The organism is Aporhodopirellula aestuarii, from assembly GCF_023701485.1.
Classification (GTDB): Bacteria; Planctomycetota; Planctomycetia; order Pirellulales; family Pirellulaceae; genus Rhodopirellula; species Rhodopirellula aestuarii.
The window spans coordinates 39,879-58,644 of record NZ_JAMQBK010000028.1 but is presented as its reverse complement, the minus strand read 5'-3'; the positions used below and the strand labels follow the sequence as shown (position 1 = coordinate 58,644).

The following is an 18,766-nucleotide window of genomic DNA, read 5'->3' as shown; positions in this document are numbered from 1 at the left end:
CAATGATCTCATGATAAACGTGTTCGCGAGATTGGCATCGCTCCTCAACCCATGGCGTTGGATCATGAGCTTGAGGCGATCCATGACCGGTGCGTCGGTATCGCTACTATTGATCGGGATTGTCTCACTGAACATCGTCTGGGGTTATCCTTGGACGGGCATGTTTGCAGCGTGTGCGTCGCTATTCGTGATGGGTCGACTGGTGAACTATTTTGCGACGCCGCACCTTTCTATCTCGGTCAATGCGCCACGATGGGTCCCGCTGGGGACGTCTCTGCAGATCCCCGCCCGGGTGCGTAATACGGGTCGTTGGCCCGGCATGGATCTGTGGATCGAAGGCAACCAACGATGCGACTGGTTACAACCCGAAGGAGAAACCGCAGCCGTTGTCGATGTGAGCTTTCACAAGCGTGGCTTGCAATCACTTCGCCCCATCGAGGTGGACTCCTATTTCCCGTTCTACCTATTTCGCACGCATCTGAAGATCGACACCTCGACTACCATCGCGGTCACACCTCAACCGTTGTCAACCGACGATGATGACCTCTGGCGGATGGTGCAAACGACGCTGCGAAGCATCGCGAGCCAGATCTCTCAGGGCGCGCAAATGAACTACGTTGGCAGTTGCGAATACCGCGAAGGCGTTCCGGTCCGTCGATGGGACTTTTCGTCGTGGGCGCGACTGGGCAAACCGATTGTGCGTGAATTCAGCACGCCGGCGGCACGGTCAGTCACCATCTGGATTAATCATGTATGTGCCGACGTCGCTCACCCTCGACGCAACTGGTTCCAAAGCATTCTTGGCTGGAATCGCCCGGAAACCAGCTCCCACGAACCGTTCGAACGGATCCTTTCGATTGCCGCCTCATCGATCGAAACGCTCACCCGAAACGGCGCCGCGGTGACGCTATGGTTTTCTCAGGACGGTGTCCTGAAAACACTCCGCTGCGAAGCTGGCGGCGACCCGAGTGAATTGCTGGTCGCGTTGGCGAGCCTCGAACGGGCGTCATCAACCGAATCGCACGATTATCTCAGCGAAGAATGGTCACGCGATCTGTATTCGCAAAGCGGTGATTCGCTGTTGGTGCTGTCATGCCAAACTCGCGACGAGGTTCCCGTGGCTTTGCCGCCCGGCACGCGGTGGGTGACGCACCGGGAAATCCGCCGGATCGAAGGCCCCGAATCCCCCGTCAAACCGTCCGCCAAGACAGACTCGCGAAGAGTCCCAGAGGCGATCGGATGAGCACACCCCAAACCAATCGCTTCGACTTGTGGTGGATCGACAATCGAATCCTGCTGGGAATTGTGATCACCTCGTTGGCCCTGTTTGTCGGACAAACCTTTGCCACGATACCGGCGTGCGCGACTTATGTGCTCGTGGCGTTTCTCATCGGCATCGTCGGTGAAATCAGATTCCAACGCCAACAGCTTCTCAATACCCAACTCGGCTCGACGTCAAAGATTCGCTGGCAATCGGTGGGGCTGCGGCTGATGTTGCTCGGGGCCACCGCGATCGCACTCGTCATGACTTTTTTGTGGCGGATGGCTGACCGTTTGACGGAGACTTCGAATGTGCTGTTGCTCGCCGTCGACATGATCTCTCACTACTGCCTCGCGGTGCTCTGCATCCTGTGGGCGGTTTGGCCTCATCGAGGACACGTCGCGATGTTGTTCTTCGGCTTGATCTCGATCATGGGCACGGTCGCGGGCGGCGGCGTGAGTCGCTCCCTCCCCGCCCAAACCGCAGTGGGTTTAGCGAGCATGGTCGGGTTTGTCATCGCGGCCCAGATTATCTTGTCTCGCTTGAAAACCCAGACGTCATCGACCGAAAGGCGTTATCACGGATTTCGCACCGAAACGTGGCCATACTCGCTACTCGCCCTGTCCGCGGCACTGATCGTCGCTTCGGCAATCACGCAATTAACCAACTTGGTCCTACCGGATGTGCAAGCCGAAGTTTTCGCACAATTGAAAGACCGTTTTGAAGATGCCGATTCTGGCATCCCGATCTCAAGCGGCGGATACGTGTCAGGCCATCGCTTGGGAAGCGTTCGACAGAGCATACTGACGGACCCGGAAGGAATTGCGTTGCTCGGCTACTGCAATGCGTCACCCGGATACCTCCGCGGCAACGTCTTCGATGAATACCAGGATCGTTCTTGGAGGAGCCAGCGTCGATGGTTTCAGACGAATTCCGACGGCAGTGTACGTCGAATCTTTCGTGCCCAACTGGCCATGCGGATCTCCGACGCCCACTTCTCTTTGAACAAAGGCAACAGCTCGTATCGCTCGCGATATTCGATGAGCGTGTCAGGCAACTCGGGCCCCGCAAACAGAATCTCCGAACCGAGTCGACGCTCGACGCAGCCCACATCGCCGCCCCCCAACTTCTACCGCACTCAGAACGACTCGTCAGACGGCACCGCGTCGAGAAACAACGCCTCCCAAATTGGCGAACCGATACTCGCCGGAACGGTTGAGATCCACGGACAGCCCAACCGAGGCGGGATGGTGTTCCTACCTTCGGCGTCGATGTGGATCGAAGCACGTGGCGAGCGCGTCGGAATCACCGCTCACAGGCTGATCGACCGAGGCATCGACGCCACAGAACCCTGGGTGGCCGGCGTGGCAATCTACCCGGAACGCGAATGGCTGACTGAGGATGCCCGCGAACTGTTACTGAGTGTCGAACCGTCGCTTCTAGATGTGATCGAACCGATCGCATCGAAGGTTTGCCGAGGAGCCGCCTCGGCGCGAGGCAAGGCAGATCGAATCGCGTCCTATTTCCAAAACAACTACCAATACACTTTGCAAACCGAAGACGCCCCCTCGGGGATCGATCCGATCACCTACTTCTTACGCACGCGGCACCCGGCGCACTGTGAACTGTTCGCTTCGGCGTCCACGCTGATGCTTCGCAGCCAAGGGGTCCCGGCACGGTACGTGACCGGCTACGTGATGGACGAGCTTAACGATAACGAAGACTATTACGTTGCCCGAAATCGTGATGCTCACGCGTGGGTTGAGTATTACGACGACCGCGAACAACGCTGGCAATCGCTCGAATCGACGCCTGGACGCGAATATTCGACTCTCGACCAAGCGACACAGGACCTGACGCAGGTCGACACAGAGAGATTACTGAGTAACAACGACTCGGCAGCCACCACTTGGGTACGGGCAATATGGGCCGAACTGATGTCGTTGCGGATCACCGACGCGCTGTCGCTGATATTCCATCTGTTTCAACTGCCGCTGTTGATTTTCCTCATCGGTTGGCTGTGGTGGCGTCGCAGATCTGGAAAGGGCGATGCTCAAACAGCCGCTTTGGCAATCGCACGTCGTGCCATGGACCGACGACTGCGGCGACTCGGTTGGGTGCGTGGAGAAAGCGAAACGTTACATCAGTTCGCCAACCGCATCGACGCCTGCCCCGAGCAACCTGTTTCGGTCAAGGACATGCGGCAACGAGACCAGCTAGCCGAAGCGGCGCAATGGTATCGTGAACATGCCGTTAAACTTTACCGGTGTTCCTAAAACCCCCCTTCGAATCTGGTAAACACTAACGGTTAGCGGATTCATGCAAAGTCGGCCCCGTGCGACTTGCTGCATTTCAACGGGTCACCTGACAATCGACTCAACCACATGACCAATCCATTCCGAAACCCATAGGCAGTGTCGGTGCCGGCCTCATCACAAGGCTCGTCGCTGACGCCGGCGGAGTCTCTCGATCTAGAGTGATCCGAGGCTATTTCTTTGAATTTGACCCATGCAGGTGCAGCGGTGCCAAAGTTCCCCACGATCCCGCGTTTGACCATTGTCGTTCCTCACGGCGGAGACACAGCATCATTTGAAAGTTCCCTCGTTAGCGTGCTGCAGCATTGTCCTGATGCGTGTGAGGTGATTGTACCGCATGCGGGTGACTACGATGACCCATTCGACCTCTGTGACGAAGTCAAATTCGTCGATGCAGGAAGTGTTTCACTGACCCAACAGATCGGCCAAGCCGCGGCGATTGCGCGTGGACGATTCGTTCATGTCGTCGCCGACGGTCACGTCGTCACCCCGGATTGGGCGGATCGGGCACTCTTGCAGTTCGAACATCACGAAGCGGGACTCGTTGTCCCCGTGGTCCGCCACTCTGACTGCGACGAGATCGCTCACGCCGGATGGCGCCGTTCGGGTGCAACCGCGTGTGAAATGGTCGCGGCGGGCAGCGATCACGTCGAACAGCGTGCCGCGTTACGGGCCGAAGGTGGATTCTTGACCGCGAGTTTCTGGCGTCGAGATTTGCTCCGCAGCCTAACCGGATCGCTTCGCAATAGCGATGATGTTGTCGAAGCATCGATGGTCTACAGCCTGCTGGCCCGCAAGGCCGGCTGGCGGTGTATCGTTAGCCCTGACTGCACGATCCGTCTCGGCGACAGCGATTCACCCCTGGGCGACTACCAGTCGCAAGTCAACGAGAATCACCGTCGGTTGCAAGCGATCGCTGATCACTTCGGCACCGGCGGCTGGGGGAAGAGCTTCGGACGATTTCTCGCGACGACGTTTTCCTACGGACTCGGGTCGGCCCTTCGTCGTGCCACCGCGCCTTTGGCGCAAAGTGGTATCGCGACAAGCGTTCGCGGCGACTCGGTGCAGCGTTGTGACGAACAGGTCGAAGCGATTCGCATTCCGGTTGCCTCACCCGGCACCTATCGCCGAGCTGCCTGAGCAAGCGGTCTAGCCCGGATATCGCACGCGATTCGCAGGCCGTATCGCATAAATCATTGCCAAGCCGGAACGACAGTCGCAAATCGATTGATTTTGAAAATAACAGAATGTATTTCGAGCAAATCAGGTTTATGCGGATACGGCAGGGTTGTCGCGACCTCGGTCCGGCCTACGCAATATCCGGGCTAGCCGCAGATGCCACCTCGGTAAAGCCTTGCTAACGCAACCGGGTCGACCACGCCTTGATCCCTCAGGAAATCTTCGAGTTCGGTTGTGGGGACCCCGTCAGCGATACGGGCGAGCTCGTCGCGGGCGGCGAGCACCGATGGTCGCATATGGAGAATGTCCGCCGAAACCATGGCAGCCTTCAACAACGCTTTCGCTTTCGAAAGCGTCGTTTCTTTGTTGCCTGAGAACTTTTCCGGCAATCGCGACAGAGCGATTCCTTCGACCAAATTCGCCTTGATCTTGGCCGAATCAAGATCGAATTGACGCAGCGATCTGACAGACCGTTTGAACTGCTTCATCGTCTTGGTGCCACCTTCGGCGAGCAATCGAAGACTCGCCATCGCGGTCAATTCAGCCACCAGCATTTTCATCAATTGAATGCGATAGACCGCCGACCGACGACAGGAGTTGAGCACCTCGTCAATCGTTGTTGCGATCGTTTGCGGACAATTGCGATAAATGGCGTTCAATAGTTTTTCAAACTGGACGATCAATGCAAACGCGTCGTCACCGATTTTGGCCATACTCGGTCGCAGCAATTCGTAGCTTGCGTCCAGGACTTGAATGTCATCTCGCATCATGTGCCCCACGGAACTGTAACCGAACGAGCCCATTGCGAGAATAAAATAGTCGTTCGATGTGCTCCCTTCGGCCTGCATGTCATCGACCATATCCGCGAGACTTTTCAGATCTCCGATTTGGAAGAACGCAACCGATTCGCAAAAACTCGTGTGAGCAATCTCGAACCCGCGATGGAGTTCACTGCTGGCATAAAACTCACGGCTTTGTCTTGCCTTTTCGATCGCCTCGGTCCATCGACCGTTCAACGCGGCAACCCAGGCCATCCCGGACCGCACGTCACCATGCGCCGCCGGTGAGTCAGCTTCGCTGAGCAGCGCGTTGAGTTCCGACAACGAACCGGCCGCTCGAAGGCCGCGTTTGCCCGAGTAATAGGCATTGAAAACCGCGTTTCCGATGAGCACCGCGATCTGCTCATTTCGCGAACCGTATCGGGCAACCGCTTCCCGGTTAAAAACATTGAGCTCGGCGGCGAGCCAGTTATCGATTAGAGACAACGGGCGGACCAATGATCGGCACACCGCAATCTGATTGGCAATCAGCGAGGGCCGTTCGGGGAGTGAGTGCGTTTCCCGCAATTGCAGGTTCGTCCGAGAGAAAGACTGGCGAATCAGGGCCCAGGCGATCGAGAGTTTTGTTTGCCAGACCGGCTTTCTTCGCGGCAATTTCAGCCGCTTCAACATCGGATCCAGATGATCGATCGATTCGGCGAACCGTCCCGACCGGATAAAGCACAACACCTCCTCGAGTTCCATTTCGAGTCGCGCCTGTCCGGTAAACGAAGCGGCGAGTTCCCGGTAGTGCATTGCGGCTTCGAAAAGCCGGCCGCCGCGCTGCATCGATTCAGCCGCCTGACGTAACGACTCGATGCGTTCATCGCCATGCGTGTGAGACGCCACCGCCGCGTGCCAGCGTGCCGTCTCGATATGTGCATAGTGCTGCTGCGACTGCACGGCCGCCTGTTTCGCCCAGGCAACAAACTGTTGAAGATCCCCGGCCTTATCGTAGTGCTCGGCGATCCGTCCGGCCGAAAGCCCCTCGCCCGCTAATCCCTCCGCCCAACGGCGGTGTAATTCCCGACGACGCTCGGCCGAAATTTGAGTCAGTAGTTGCTGCGCCAGTCGATCGTGCCAGATTCGAATATGTTGCAGGTCCCGACCGTCACGAAAGATCAATCCGTTTTCAGCGAGCTCGTCCAATTCGGTTTCGAGCAACGCCGTGTTTCGATGAATCAGACTCAATTCATCGAACGTGACCTGCCGCCCAGCAATCACGATGACGTTGAGTAACTCGGCAACAGTCGGTGCCAACTGTTCTTTGCGTCGCTGCCATACCTCCTCAATCGAAGGAGCCACCTCGACACGCTGATCGGCCGCGCCGTCGACGTTTTGCACTGAGGCTTCCACCAAGGATTGATACAGCAAACCCGAGGGTGACAATTCACTCAGGTATGTTTCGAGACGGTAGGGCTGCCCTTCAATTTGATCATTGAGCGATTCCAACTGTGCCGAGCTTAACTCCAGACCGTATTGGGCTGCTTCATTATGGATTGCTACCGAGGTTAACTCGCGGGCGATGGGCCCGATCGTAATGGACCGATGCGGCGGCTGTTGCTGCCGATCGCCGTCGGCGCGAGAGACGGTGATCACCCCGAACCCTTGATACTCCGGCGGCCCGAATCGATGCCCCACATTCGCTTGGAGATGATCGAGCACGTTCACCGTATCCGGGTCCGCCCATTGGACGTCGTCGATGACAAAAAACACAGGCGCCATTTGACGCAACTGGTTGAGCACTTTCATCGCCGCCTCGAGCCCGCCCGGACGAGTCGGTGAAGTGACGATGGGTGGTTCCGCATAATCGACTTCGAGGATTTCCTCAAAACCTGGCAACGCGCGTTGAAGAATCGATTCACTGACCGAGTCGACGAAAATCTTCTCCATCCCACCGCGACGATAACGCATCACGATTTCGTCTGCGATCTGGCTAAACGCCTGGAGTGGACGCTGCTCGAAACGTTGACAGCGGGCGACAAAGATCAGCGGCCAGGATTGCGAACGTAATTCTTCCAGAGCCAACTGCAAGAACGTCGACTTGCCGATGCCCGATGTGCCGTCGATGTGCAATCGCTGCGTCTGGCCACCGAGGACCAGATGATACCATCGGCGGAACGCGTTTAACTCAGGCTCACGGGCTAACTCGGTGAGTCGATGTGCCCGAGCAGACGAGTTCTGATGGTTCGATACGGGACTGCCGATGGAGGTCGATCGCCCCAAGCGTGACAAAGACAACGCCGTCGGGCGATCCGAAACGTCGGGTGACAACATTTCGTTAACGATATCGATCAACGCTTCGGGTATCGCTTTGTGCAGCCCCACGATTGCCGAGGCGATGTGGGCCTGGTCGGTTTCGCGACTTCCTTCATCACGAGGAACGAAGACCTCTTGAGAATCCTGATTGACTTCAACCGCGGGACACGCCCCATTTGTCTGCGGGTCGCGTCGACGCTGCACCGACGAAAAGATTCGCAGCGCCTCGAGCGCAACCATTCCCAGGCTAAAAATATCGCTGGCCGGGCAATAAGATTGTCGAAACAAAACCTCCGGCGCCACGTACATCGGAGTCCAAATCAAGTAACTGCGAATATTCTCCGGGTCACTCTCGGCTTCGAATTCACCGGTCAAATCACAGTCGATGATGACGAACCGCTTGCCGTCGGACGTCAGCATCAGGTTCGTCGGCTTGATGTCCCGGTGAACGAGCTGATGAGCATGTGTCCAGGCAAGAGCCGCACCGACTTGGCGGAGCATCTCGAGCAGACTGTCACACGCCTCTTCGAGGGGTAGCTTCTTCCAGCCACGGAGCACTTGGACCAAGTTTTCACCATCGATCCGCTCCATCGAAAACGCCAGCAAATCCTCCTCATGGTGGATTCGATGCAGCCGCACCAATCCCCTGTGCCGCAACTTGCTCATCCGGCGGAAACCGGTTTTCGCTCGCACCGCCTCCTTCGGATCGACATGCGGGAACAGTTTCAGTGCCACGATTTTGTCGGTCGCAATTTCCCGAGCTTCGTAAACCCAACCGTGTGATCCCGACCCGATCGCCCGTTGCAGTTCAAATCCCGCGATCAAATCCCCCGGATTCCAAGGCGGTTTTTCCATTCTAGGTCGCTTGGAGAAACCGCGTGTCGCTCGCCCCTGGTCAACCTTTACTTGCGTCTCGCGAGAACTGCTCGGACGCATCCACTCATCGCCGGAGTAATCGTCCCAATGATTCATGATCGAAAAATAGCCCCTTCGTCAAAATACATCTCGTTGTCCAGATATGTTTGCGTGGGAACATCTTTCGTCATAGTTGAGAAATCAACAAAATCGCTATTTTTTGCAAATACTTCTGGCCTGTCGGCCATTGACCGGCAGGAACAGGAAAGATATCGTTTCTGCCATCGGGGATCGGCAACCGTGGTTGCTGTTTGTGTCCGAAACATGCGGTGGTTGTAGTTCAGTTGGTTAGAACGTCGGATTGTGATTCCGAAGGTCGAGGGTTCGAGTCCCTTCAGCCACCCTCTCTTAAAAATTGTGATTGCCGAATTGCCCTCGTCACGTGGGCATCATCCGTGCCCGAATACGCAAACCGGCATCGGCACCATGGGCCTAACCGACCAATACACATTTTTTGGCCCTTTTTCCTTCGAGTGCTCAGCGACGATTCTATCTCAATCGCACACCGGTTGCTGACTTCTACGCTCATCGATGACAAAAAGGCGCGCCGTCACACCGTGAGCACCACCAAGCAGTCGTGTCCAGGACTCCGCTGACACACCAGATTGAACGGGAGCTTCCTCACCGTTCGGGCGGCAGTCACCCACCGTTCCGCGGGTTGCCGAAAGTCATCAAGACCTCCGCGGCAGGAGGGCCCCAAAGGCAACGCACGAGTGCTTTGTCAGCATGCGAATCCTGGGGCGGGAGCGGACCGCTCCCGCCGTTCCACCACGCTTTTCATCAGAGGGAGCGAACTCTCCGGTTCGAGCAACCCTCAAACTGCGGTGAGACGAAGCACTAATTTGCGACGCTGCTCATGTCCCAAACGCGGATCGTTCCGTCACGACTGCTCGTGGCAATCCGATGCGCCGTCCGATCCAGTGCCACGTTGTAAACCGCCGAGGAGTGCCCGCGAAGCGTCGTGACGGGCTTGCCGCTCGCCAGATCCCACACGCGAGCGGCCCCCATCTGTTCGCCGGTAATCAAGTGAGAGGCGTCTGAACAGAACGACACGCTCCAAACATCCCCCTCGCTGCCTGTCAGGTTCAAGACTTCCTTGCCGTTTTCGCTGTTCCACACTCGCACGTTTTTGTTCCAACCGACAGTCGCGATCAACGGTCCCTGCGGTGCAAACTTGACGTTGTAGATCGCCCCATCGTGCCCGTTCATCGTTCGGCGTTCCACCAGCGTCTCGGCATCGAACAATCTGAGAACTTTGTCACTGCCGACGCTCGCGATCAACTTGCCGTCATTCGAGTAGTCCACGCTGAGGATCGAACCGGGGGTGGTCGCCGATGCGACCTCGGCCCCACTATCGATGTCGTATATGTACAGCACTCCATCGCGATCACCGGCAACGATCCGATTACCATCGGGAGAGAACGCAACGCCACGCACCGAACTCTCAGCCTTCCATTCCCAGATGACTTCGTATTCATCGGTATCCCATAGTTTGATCGTCGAGTCGTCGCCGCTCGTCATCAGCATTGGACGGCTCGGATGGTAGGCCACCGTCCAAGCGAGGCCGCGATGCGCGTTGAAGCTTTTCTCCAACGTTTGCGAGGCGACATCCCAAATGCGAATGCTCCCGTCTTCCACCGCTGCGGCAAGCGTCTTGCCGTCGGGCGAGAAATCGGACGCCCACACCGTCCCCGGATTATCAGGCAAAACAACCGAAGGGAAATCGTCACCGACGTCGGGACGTAATATCACGAAGCTCGCGACCGCCACCATGATCGCGATCGCAGCGGTGAGCCAAGCTGCGATCGCCCACCGACGTTCTCCACGCCGATAACTCCCCGACAGCTTCTTCACTTCGCTGGCGGCAATACTCGGTACTTGCAGCGGCGAGATCGGCCCATACTCGCTGACGATCGCCGCCAGCGCCGTCGCCACTTCGGCAGCAGACTCGGGCCGGTCGGCGGGTGCCTTTTCGAGCAACGACATGATCAGATCCGACAACGGTCGCGAAATCGCCGGATTGACTTTGTGCGGAGGTTCAGGAGTGAAGTTCACGATGCGTTGCATCACGCCGAGCGCCGAGGGCGCTTGGAACGGCGCGAAACCGGTAGCCATCTCGTACATGACGGCGCCGAGCGAAAACAAATCGCTCCGTTCATCTGCGTCCTCCCCGAGCGATTGTTCGGGTGACATGTACAACGGCGTGCCCGTGACCATGCCGGTCTTCGTCAACTTCACATCATCGGTCGTGCGGGCGAGACCAAAGTCGGTCAACTTCACACGCTGCGTTTCCGCTTCGATCATGATGTTGGCGGGCTTGATGTCCCGGTGCGCCATCTCGCGACTGTGGGCGGCCGAAAGCCCCGCGGCCGTTTGCATGGCGATCCGCGCCACTTCGTTGGGAGGCAAAGGTTGACCGCCGCGCAATCGCTGCTCGAGCGTTTCACCTTCGATCAACTGCATCACCAAAAAAGCGACCTCACCTTCGTTCGCTTTGGCAACCTGATACATCGGCACGACATGTTCGTGCGAGATCGCAGCCGCCGCACGGCCTTCGCGGCAGAACCGTTGTCGCGCCAAATCGTTGGACTGGTATTGAGGACTCAAAACTTTGATCGCAACGTTGCGGTGCAGATGCGTATCGAACGCTTCGAGCACGACGCCCATCCCGCCCCGGCCGATCACACGTGCGATCTGAAAGTGATGCAGCTTTCCCACGTAGGCCGGATCATCGGACGGTTCGAGGAAATCAAGTTCGGGAGGCGGTGTCCGCACGACTTCTTCGCTGACCACCGATTCCCCCGTCACGTTACTGCCGCCAGCCAAACCAATCGTCGGTTGGGCACTGATCTCGTGAGAGAGCTGTTCGATCGCCGGCCATAACGCCGATTCGCAACCGGGATTCTGCTCGTTGAGGCCATGGACGATTTGATCGATGGGGAGATCGCCGCTCGCGATCGTCTGCAACTTTTCTTGACAGGTCGTACAATCTTGCAGGTGTTCGGTGACACGGTCCGTGTCGGCTGCGGACAATTCGTCTTCGATGAGCTCGTTCAGCTCAACCGGATTGGGACATTCACTAACCACTTTCACCGCAATTCTCCTACGACATCTTCTTCCGCAAGAATCCGAGTGACTTCGTCTCGGAGTTTGGCCGTCACGCGACTCCGCGCGACATAGACAGCCCCTTTTGACATCCCCAAACTCGCCCCCGCTTCCTCGGCCGCCAATCCATCGATCGCGGTCAGTTCAAAGGCTTTCCAAGTGTTCGGTTCGATCGTCGGTTTCAATATTTCCATTGCCTTGGCAGCAACCAGACGCTGATGCTCAAGCTCCCAGCGTTCATCCAGTTCGTTCTTTCCGCCGGTCGCTTGTTTGAGCAGTTCGAACTGCGTTGTGTCGTTCGCCGTCGGACTCGTCCGCTTTCGCTTTTCAAAATACGTCGCGAGCTTGTTGCGGGTGATCGTGAATAACCACGCCCGAAACCCGCCTTTCTCTTTGGCGTAATCGAACCGGTCGATCGCATTTCCGACACTTCGCAGAACATCCTGCACCACGTCGGCAGCATCAGCGTCCTGCAGGCCGCGACTACGAACGAATCGATAGATCATCGGTCCGTAGTCGCGTAGAAAATCACCCCATGCGTCGGAATCTCCCGGATCACGTAACCTGAGCAATAACGTTGCTCGTGTCAGCGGACTCTCGGTCATGGGATGCCTCGGTGGGGGGAATGATTTGACGCGGCATTGTACCATCGTGTCATCACCCCCTACGCCGCATGGCCTAAACAGGGTTTTCATTCATTTCGGCATTCACGACGTTTTCAGCAAAACTCTGGTACGCCCCGCCGAATTGTTTGGCCATCGAATCCGGCCACACATGGAACTCACCATCAGCAATGGCATCGAAAACCGCCGTAGCGACCAACGCGGGCGGCTCGGCGATCTCTGTGAAGCCGGCATGGTCGGCCATGTCCGTTTGGATCGGCCCGGGGTGAACACTGACAACGAGCGTCCCCTGAGCCCGAAGCGAATCCCGCAGCCCTTGGGTGAGCGAATAACTCGCCGCTTTGGACGCTGAATAGGTCGCCACGTCGGCAAACGATTTGATCGACGCGACGCTGTTGAGCTGCGCCAACGCCCCGCCACCATTTGCTTTCAAAACAGGTGCAAACGCCTGAGCGATTCGAACCAACCCGAGGACGTTTACCTCAAATTCGTATTGGAGTGATTCGATCGCGTGCTCGTCCACCGCCGATGCCGTTTTCAAAACGCCCGCGTTGTTGATCACGACGTCCACATCAGTCGCTTCCTGTGCCGCCGTCGTGATCGAAGCAGGGTCTTCCAGATCCACACGAATCGGCACGACGCGTTCGCCAAATTCCTCGACTAGCGAATTGGCCGACTCGAGCTTGCGGACCGCGGCGTAAACCTTGGCCGCTCCACGGTGAATCGCCTCCTCGACGATCGCTCGTCCGATGCCACGATTGGCCCCGGTCACCAAAACGGTCTTATTTTGAATAGGGATACCCATGTTTCTATCTCCGAACGGTTGTAAAGAGCTGTGTTTCGTATTCGCCATCCGCGTCAGCGTCACTAACTGCGTCCGCGTATGCGTCGTCTGAGAGAGATTACCGCTCCCGACCGCAATGCTTACAGCGATTTTGAAACATTCTTCCGACCTGCTCCCGCGAGACACGCTCCGATACGAAGAGCGGCCGGAGTGGTCGCCTCAGCAATCTCCCCCCAGCGATCCTGTGGCTCCGTACTCCTGTGGCTCCGTACTCCTGTGGACCGGCGTTCCCGTGGACCTGCGTTCCGATGAACCAGTGTTCCGATGAAAATGAACGATTTGATCTGGATTCGAGAGTGGGCGTTCGACTATGCCTGGGGCAGAAGTGGGGCCACAAGGATTGTGGTGCTGCCGCTCATTCGTTTCCACGCACACCTGTTTGCCTATCTTAACGCTTCGCCGAGTCTGGCGACCGTGATGATTGACAGACAGCCACCGGCAGGGAGAGACCGCCGTGCAAACGCTGAAGACATCCGCAATTGTTGTTCTCATGATGACCGTGCTGTATGGCGCGTACGTCTCGATGACGACTCCGCCAGACCCTTTGCCTCAAGGAGTTGAGTCATTGTTGGTCGAATCCGGCATGGATAGCCTGCCGGACGATTTTGGCAGTTTCGGTATCGACGACGGGACCCCCACGGGCTTCGAAGATTTCGACATGCCGGGCCAAGCCGATCAAGCAGACACCAGTCTGGCGAGTGCGAGCGGTCCCTCGATGGACTTTAATTCGATCGATCAAACCTACGCCGATCTCGAATCGAACCTTGATCCTGCAGCCGCCGATTATCAGACCGAGTCCTTTCAAATGTCGGACCTCGATCCCCCTGCGACTTCAACGCGAAATGGTGGTCGCTTGCCCGAAGTCGACGACTCCTCCATGGGAATCGCAATCTCGCCCGAACCGGGTCGAGAATATCCCTCGACCGGTGCCGACTTCAACCTGCCGGATCCCAACGTAGCGATCCGGATGGCCGACCACAGTCTCTCATCGCCAATGACCACCGCGACCGATTCGCTCGGTTCGTTCGAACTGCCCGGTGGCCCTGACCGATCCCGTGAGATGCCAGGGGCAAACTCGGCCGCTTCTGAAGTTGCCGCCGCCGGACTCGCAAATGCGATCGCGACGGCAGATCGTCAGTTTGCCGAAGATCGCCGACGCGAAGCGCTCGCCACGTTGAGTCTGTTCTACGAAACCCCCAACCTTACCAGCGAACAGCGAGAACAGTTGCTGGTCCGCCTCGACCCGCTCGCCCGCGACGTGATCTACTCAGCCGAACACCTGCTGGAACAACCTCACCGGGTTGGCCCTAACGAAACGCTGATGGACATCGCCCAGAAATACGATGTTCCATGGCAATTGCTCGCTAACATCAACGGAGTCAGCGACCCCGTGACGGTGTTGCCCGGGACCGACTTGAAAGTCGTTCGTGGACCGTTTCGCGCCGATGTCGACTTGGACAACAAAGAACTCACGCTATTCTTAGGCGATCTGTACGCGGGGCGTTTTCCGGTTGGAATCGGTAACGATCCCGAACCGCGTCCAGGAACGTACACGATCCAAGAAAAGAAATCGGCCAAGACCTACTACGACATGGCGGGAACCCCGATCCCACCAGGCAGTCCACGCAACCCGTATGGATCGATGTGGATCGACCTCGGCCAAGGCATCAGCCTGCACGGCAGTCCCAAATCGGACAGCGCCACCAACGAGGGTTGTATCAGCATCGCGGGTAACTACTCGAGAGACGTTTTCGGAATCCTCTCCGAAGGCTCGTCGGTCACGATCCGCTAAAACCTTTCGTCACGACAAAGAAACGGAAACGCGAGCATCGTTGGATGCTCGCGTTTTTTTGTGTATTCCCGGCGAGTCATGCGAATCCCTCTTCTCGCTTAGACTCGAGCAATTACGACGCAGCAGATTTCGCCGGGAAACCTCAGGGCAAGCAGCTCTGGCGATATCCATTACGAAGTCGGTTGACTGCTACGTGATGATATCGCGACGGTTTTGGACATAGTCCCAGAGAACGAACCGGTCGAGATCCTTCCCACTGGTAAAGAACACCCGGCCGCGCGTCGCCTGCGCCATTCGATATGCAAACCGAATGTCTTCTTCGCTCTGCGACCAACTCGGGATCAAAAAGATATTGATCGTGATCCCTTCTTTCTGACACATCGCCGCCTCACGCATCGTCGCCGCTTCCGTTTGCGGGTCAGGCGGATAAAGCATGTACAGCGTCTCTTCTTCGAAGTGAGCCGTCGGCAACCCATCGGTGATCAAGACGATTTGCCGGTTGGGCGTGTCGCAGTGGATCAGGTTCTTCCGAGCGAGCTGCAACGCGTGCTGGATGTTGGTGAAGTGCGGATGAATCTGATGTTCGCTGATCTCCGGGTCGCTCATGTCGCACTTCAAACGGACCCACGGATCATGAATCGTCACCGGCTTAGGCATGCATTCGATGATCTCACCCGGCGATCGCAACTTGGCAAACGTATACATCTCGATGAACCGGAGAAAATCACCCGGGTACTCGCTGTTAATCAGCCCCTGCAACGCCAACGCCATGCGTTTGACGTTGATGTATTGGCCGTCGTACCGCATCGACCCGCTCATATCCATAATGACCGCGGTGGCGCACTTGGGATGGTTGCGTGTCTTGTGCACAACGATGTCGTCGCCGTGCAGTCGTAACGGCCGCTCATCGCCGTGGCGAATCAACGCGTTGATGATCGTTTGCGGCAAGTCGAGGTTCGCGACGCTGTCACCAAACTCATACGGTTTCGTTTGCTGCAACTCGACGGCGCCCTCACCGACAATGTCTCCCTCATGCCGACCGCTGCGTGACGGCGCCAGTTCGCTGAAGATGCGCTGCAACAATCGGCCTTGAAAGATTTTGTACGCTTGCGGTGTGAGATTGAAGCCTTTGCCATCGGCTCGCTTTTCGAGGCCTTGTCGTTCGGCTTGCTCACGCATCAAGTTCTCGACTTGCGTCCGCATTTCTTCGAGTTGCTGCATGTCTCCAGGCTGAGCAAACTCGGCGAGCAGCTCCATGTCGATGATCCCGATTTGGGCTGTCTTCTCAGCTTTGTCGAGTTGCTCGAGCAATTCGTCAATCTTCTCGAGCTCTTCCTTAATCTCAAGGGCTTGCGGAACCGTCATCGGTTCGTTGCCGGTGAAGTCGTATTTCGTGGAGAGCTCTTCGATGTTGTGCTTGTCGGTCATCGCCGCCCCGGTCGCGAGGAGATCGCGTGCCAGGTCGCTATTGTCGTCTCCGGTCTGATACCACAACCGCTCAATCATGAACGGCTGTTCTTGATTGATGGCGGTCCGAAACAGTTTCTCCATCCTGGCCGGCGGGCGCACCCGACCGGCAGCTTTATGAAACGCCTTGCGAGCCTTCTTGTTAACGACGCGAGTTTCGTACGTCTTGAGGATTTTGCGTTTGCGCTCTTCCAACAACGCACGTAGAAAATCGATGCTCGGCCCGAGCCCGGCGATTTGCGACGGGTCAAGCCGGACGGCGTTGGCGAGTTCTTCATCGGTGAGCTGACGAAAGCTCCCGTACATCAACGCTTGCTCGAACGCCGGCGAGACGAGGTCCGGCGGCGTCTGCGTTGGCGGCGGAAACGCGGTGGGGTCGTACTTTTGGTAGGCGTGAATCACGCCACCGATCCGATGGGAGGACATCAGCGGTTCTACTTGGTGGTTGAAAAACTCGAGTGCGATTCCGAATGACCGCTCACGGCATCATATCACCCGGCAAAGCCACCCGGCTCCCTAAACGCCGCCCCCGGAGGGGACGCACCCGAAGACGATCTACCGAACCGGCTCGGCGAATTTTCCGCTTTTGGCAAAAAACTCGCTCGGATTGTCGTGAACCACTTTGCGGATCAGCGATTCCTCATAGCCGCGACGACGCATTTGAAAAATCAAGTCCGGAATGGCGGTCGGTTTGCTCACGCCCCAATCGCCCGCCGAATTCGCGAGCAGACGTTCACCTCCAAACCGCTCGATCATGTCGGCGGCCCGGTCAGGTGTGCACTTGGTAACGGGATACAGCGTCATCCCGGCCCAAAAACCACGATCAAGCACTTCGCTGATCGTGTGCTCTTCCACGTGATCAACGAGCACGCGATCCGGATTGATTCGCGAGTCGTCGCACAACATGTCGAGAATCATCCGCGTCCCCTGGTACTTGTCTTCCAGGTGCGGGGTATGAATCAGAATCAACTGATCATGCTCGATCGCTAAGTCGAGGTGTTCGAGAAAAACCGTCGCCTCGTTCTTGGTGTTTTTATTGAGCCCGATTTCGCCGATGCCGAGCACACCGGGCCGATCGAGAAACTCGGGAATCATCGCGATCACCTCGCGTGATAACGAAACGTTCTCGGCTTCCTTGGCGTTGATGCACAACCAACAATAATGTTGGATGCCGAACTGAGCGGCGCGGCGAGCTTCGACAGCGGTGAGCTGCTCGAAATAGTCTCGAAAACCGTCAACGCTGCCGCGATCAAAACCTGCCCAGAACGCGGGTTCACTGATCGCGACGCAGCCCATTTTCGCCAGCGTCTCATAGTCATCCGTCGTGCGGCTGACCATGTGGAGGTGCGGGTCAATGAAATCCATCGCGTCAGCTTTCTCGGGATTCGGATGCGGAGGTCGAGGCGTGTTCGGGCATCAAGTCGAATGCCGCTCGCCAATCGGGATCGTACTGACGCGAAAACAGCTTTTGAATCTGTTCGGCCCGATCGGGCGACTCGCCGAGCAACAGGTTGATCGCCTCGGTGAGTTGTTCACGGCGATTCGCAGCGTCACCGGAGAGTTTCCGCTGAGAACCTTTCGCCCGATCGATACGGTCGAGGATCGCGGCAATCTCGAGCAACTTGGCTCGAGTTTCCAAATACGATTGATCCAAAATGGTTTCTGAGCTGCGTGGTTTCATAGGGTGCCAATTAACCTTCGGCCGGTTCGATCGTAGCGGACATGCTACCTTTGCAACGTGGCAACAGTTCGTCTTTTCCGAACGCGTGGATTTGATCTCGTTTGAGTTCGGCAAGTTCGAGCGTCGTCGTCATGCAAATCGCCCGGCCGCTCGAATCGACTTCTTTGGCGACCTGGTAGCCCTTCTCGATCGGCATCCGGAACAGCCGCTTCATCATCGTGATCACGTAATCGAAACTGTGATCGGTGTCGTCCCACAGGATAACGTGATAGGGAGGTTGGCGTTTCGGTTTGTTGCTGGAACGTTGCTCCTGCTGCGATTCAGGCTCGGCAACGGCAACGGTGACGACTTCGTCAAACATGCTTTCTTCTTGGGACATGGTATTCAGAGTTCTCCTAAACGGTTCGCGTACCTGAGAAATTTCAGCAACGAACGGCTTCCTATTTTAATGCGGTTCACGATCGTTCCGCAAAAACGCTATTGTAGCCGCGAGACGATTGCACCTGT

At 57.1% G+C, this 18,766-nt stretch carries 12 protein-coding genes and 1 tRNA gene; 5 read left to right on the top strand and 8 right to left on the bottom strand.

Annotated elements, in window-relative coordinates; translation table 11 throughout:
- Window positions 1-10 precede the first annotated feature (10 nt).
- From NB063_RS10450 to NB063_RS10440, 3 genes are all read left to right on the top strand, one after another.
- Entirely contained in the window at window positions 11-1,243 is a 1,233-nt protein-coding gene (locus NB063_RS10450; protein WP_250928674.1) for a DUF58 domain-containing protein, read from the top strand.
- Complete coding sequence (locus NB063_RS10445) at window positions 1,240-3,537, top strand: transglutaminase-like domain-containing protein (RefSeq protein ID WP_250928673.1); 2,298 nt, start codon at window positions 1,240-1,242, stop codon at window positions 3,535-3,537. The genes NB063_RS10450 and NB063_RS10445 overlap by 4 nt, the downstream gene beginning before the upstream one ends.
- A gap of 219 nt (window positions 3,538-3,756) precedes the next feature.
- Window positions 3,757-4,716: a glycosyltransferase family A protein gene (locus NB063_RS10440; protein ID WP_250928672.1), complete on the top strand. Its 960-nt coding sequence runs from the start codon at window positions 3,757-3,759 to the stop codon at window positions 4,714-4,716.
- A gap of 185 nt (window positions 4,717-4,901) precedes the next feature.
- On the opposite strand, the gene NB063_RS10435 is transcribed toward NB063_RS10440, so the two are convergent.
- Window positions 4,902-8,804: a serine/threonine-protein kinase gene (locus tag NB063_RS10435; protein WP_250928671.1), complete on the bottom strand. Its 3,903-nt coding sequence runs from the start codon at window positions 8,802-8,804 to the stop codon at window positions 4,902-4,904.
- Window positions 8,805-9,016: 212 nt separating this feature from the next.
- On the opposite strand from NB063_RS10435, the gene NB063_RS10430 reads away from it, so the two are divergent.
- Window positions 9,017-9,090: transfer RNA gene (locus tag NB063_RS10430), tRNA-His, on the top strand.
- Window positions 9,091-9,584: 494 nt separating this feature from the next.
- Here NB063_RS10430 and NB063_RS10425 read toward each other — a convergent pair.
- From NB063_RS10425 to NB063_RS10415, 3 genes are all read right to left on the bottom strand, one after another.
- Window positions 9,585-11,840 carry a WD40 repeat domain-containing serine/threonine protein kinase gene (locus NB063_RS10425; protein ID WP_250928670.1) on the bottom strand — a complete coding sequence of 752 codons (2,256 nt, stop codon included), beginning with the start codon at window positions 11,838-11,840 and terminating at the stop codon, window positions 9,585-9,587.
- A complete protein-coding gene (locus tag NB063_RS10420; protein WP_250928669.1) occupies window positions 11,837-12,457 on the bottom strand; it encodes an RNA polymerase sigma factor in 621 nt (206 codons plus the stop codon). The genes NB063_RS10425 and NB063_RS10420 overlap by 4 nt, the downstream gene beginning before the upstream one ends.
- A gap of 73 nt (window positions 12,458-12,530) precedes the next feature.
- Window positions 12,531-13,280, bottom strand: coding sequence for an SDR family oxidoreductase (locus NB063_RS10415; protein WP_250928668.1), 750 nt, complete (start codon window positions 13,278-13,280; stop codon window positions 12,531-12,533).
- 493 nt (window positions 13,281-13,773) lie between these two features.
- Here NB063_RS10415 and NB063_RS10410 point away from each other — a divergent pair, with 493 nt between their 5' ends.
- Window positions 13,774-15,111: a L,D-transpeptidase family protein gene (locus NB063_RS10410; protein ID WP_250928667.1), complete on the top strand. Its 1,338-nt coding sequence runs from the start codon at window positions 13,774-13,776 to the stop codon at window positions 15,109-15,111.
- 189 nt (window positions 15,112-15,300) lie between these two features.
- Here NB063_RS10410 and NB063_RS10405 read toward each other — a convergent pair whose 3' ends face one another.
- The 4 genes from NB063_RS10405 to NB063_RS10390 all read right to left on the bottom strand — a co-directional run bounded on the left by NB063_RS10405 (window position 15,301) and on the right by NB063_RS10390 (window position 18,638).
- Entirely contained in the window at window positions 15,301-17,004 is a 1,704-nt protein-coding gene (locus NB063_RS10405) for a vWA domain-containing protein (RefSeq protein ID WP_250928666.1), read from the bottom strand.
- A gap of 129 nt (window positions 17,005-17,133) precedes the next feature.
- Window positions 17,134-17,943 (bottom strand): TatD family hydrolase, encoded by an 810-nt coding sequence (locus tag NB063_RS10400; protein ID WP_250928665.1) that lies wholly within the window; start codon window positions 17,941-17,943, stop codon window positions 17,134-17,136.
- Window positions 17,944-17,947: 4 nt separating this feature from the next.
- Window positions 17,948-18,259: a hypothetical protein gene (locus tag NB063_RS10395; protein ID WP_250928664.1), complete on the bottom strand. Its 312-nt coding sequence runs from the start codon at window positions 18,257-18,259 to the stop codon at window positions 17,948-17,950.
- 10 nt (window positions 18,260-18,269) lie between these two features.
- Window positions 18,270-18,638: an ATP-dependent Clp protease adaptor ClpS gene (locus NB063_RS10390; protein WP_250928663.1), complete on the bottom strand. Its 369-nt coding sequence runs from the start codon at window positions 18,636-18,638 to the stop codon at window positions 18,270-18,272.
- Between the last annotated feature and the right edge of the window lie 128 nt (window positions 18,639-18,766).

Excerpts from the sequence above, each read along its gene's own strand:
- NB063_RS10395 (WP_250928664.1), bottom strand. The coding sequence starts at position 18,259 with ATGAAACCACGCAGCTCAGAAACCATTTTGGATCAATCGTATTTGGAA.
- NB063_RS10405 (WP_250928666.1), bottom strand. The coding sequence starts at position 17,004 with ATGTCCTCCCATCGGATCGGTGGCGTGATTCACGCCTACCAAAAGTAC.
- NB063_RS10450 (WP_250928674.1), top strand. The coding sequence starts at position 11 with ATGATAAACGTGTTCGCGAGATTGGCATCGCTCCTCAACCCATGGCGT.
- NB063_RS10445 (WP_250928673.1), top strand. The coding sequence starts at position 1,240 with ATGAGCACACCCCAAACCAATCGCTTCGACTTGTGGTGGATCGACAAT.
- NB063_RS10415 (WP_250928668.1), bottom strand. The coding sequence starts at position 13,280 with ATGGGTATCCCTATTCAAAATAAGACCGTTTTGGTGACCGGGGCCAAT.
- NB063_RS10400 (WP_250928665.1), bottom strand. The coding sequence starts at position 17,943 with ATGGATTTCATTGACCCGCACCTCCACATGGTCAGCCGCACGACGGAT.
- NB063_RS10390 (WP_250928663.1), bottom strand. The coding sequence starts at position 18,638 with ATGTCCCAAGAAGAAAGCATGTTTGACGAAGTCGTCACCGTTGCCGTT.
- NB063_RS10435 (WP_250928671.1), bottom strand. The coding sequence starts at position 8,804 with ATGAATCATTGGGACGATTACTCCGGCGATGAGTGGATGCGTCCGAGC.
- NB063_RS10420 (WP_250928669.1), bottom strand. The coding sequence starts at position 12,457 with ATGACCGAGAGTCCGCTGACACGAGCAACGTTATTGCTCAGGTTACGT.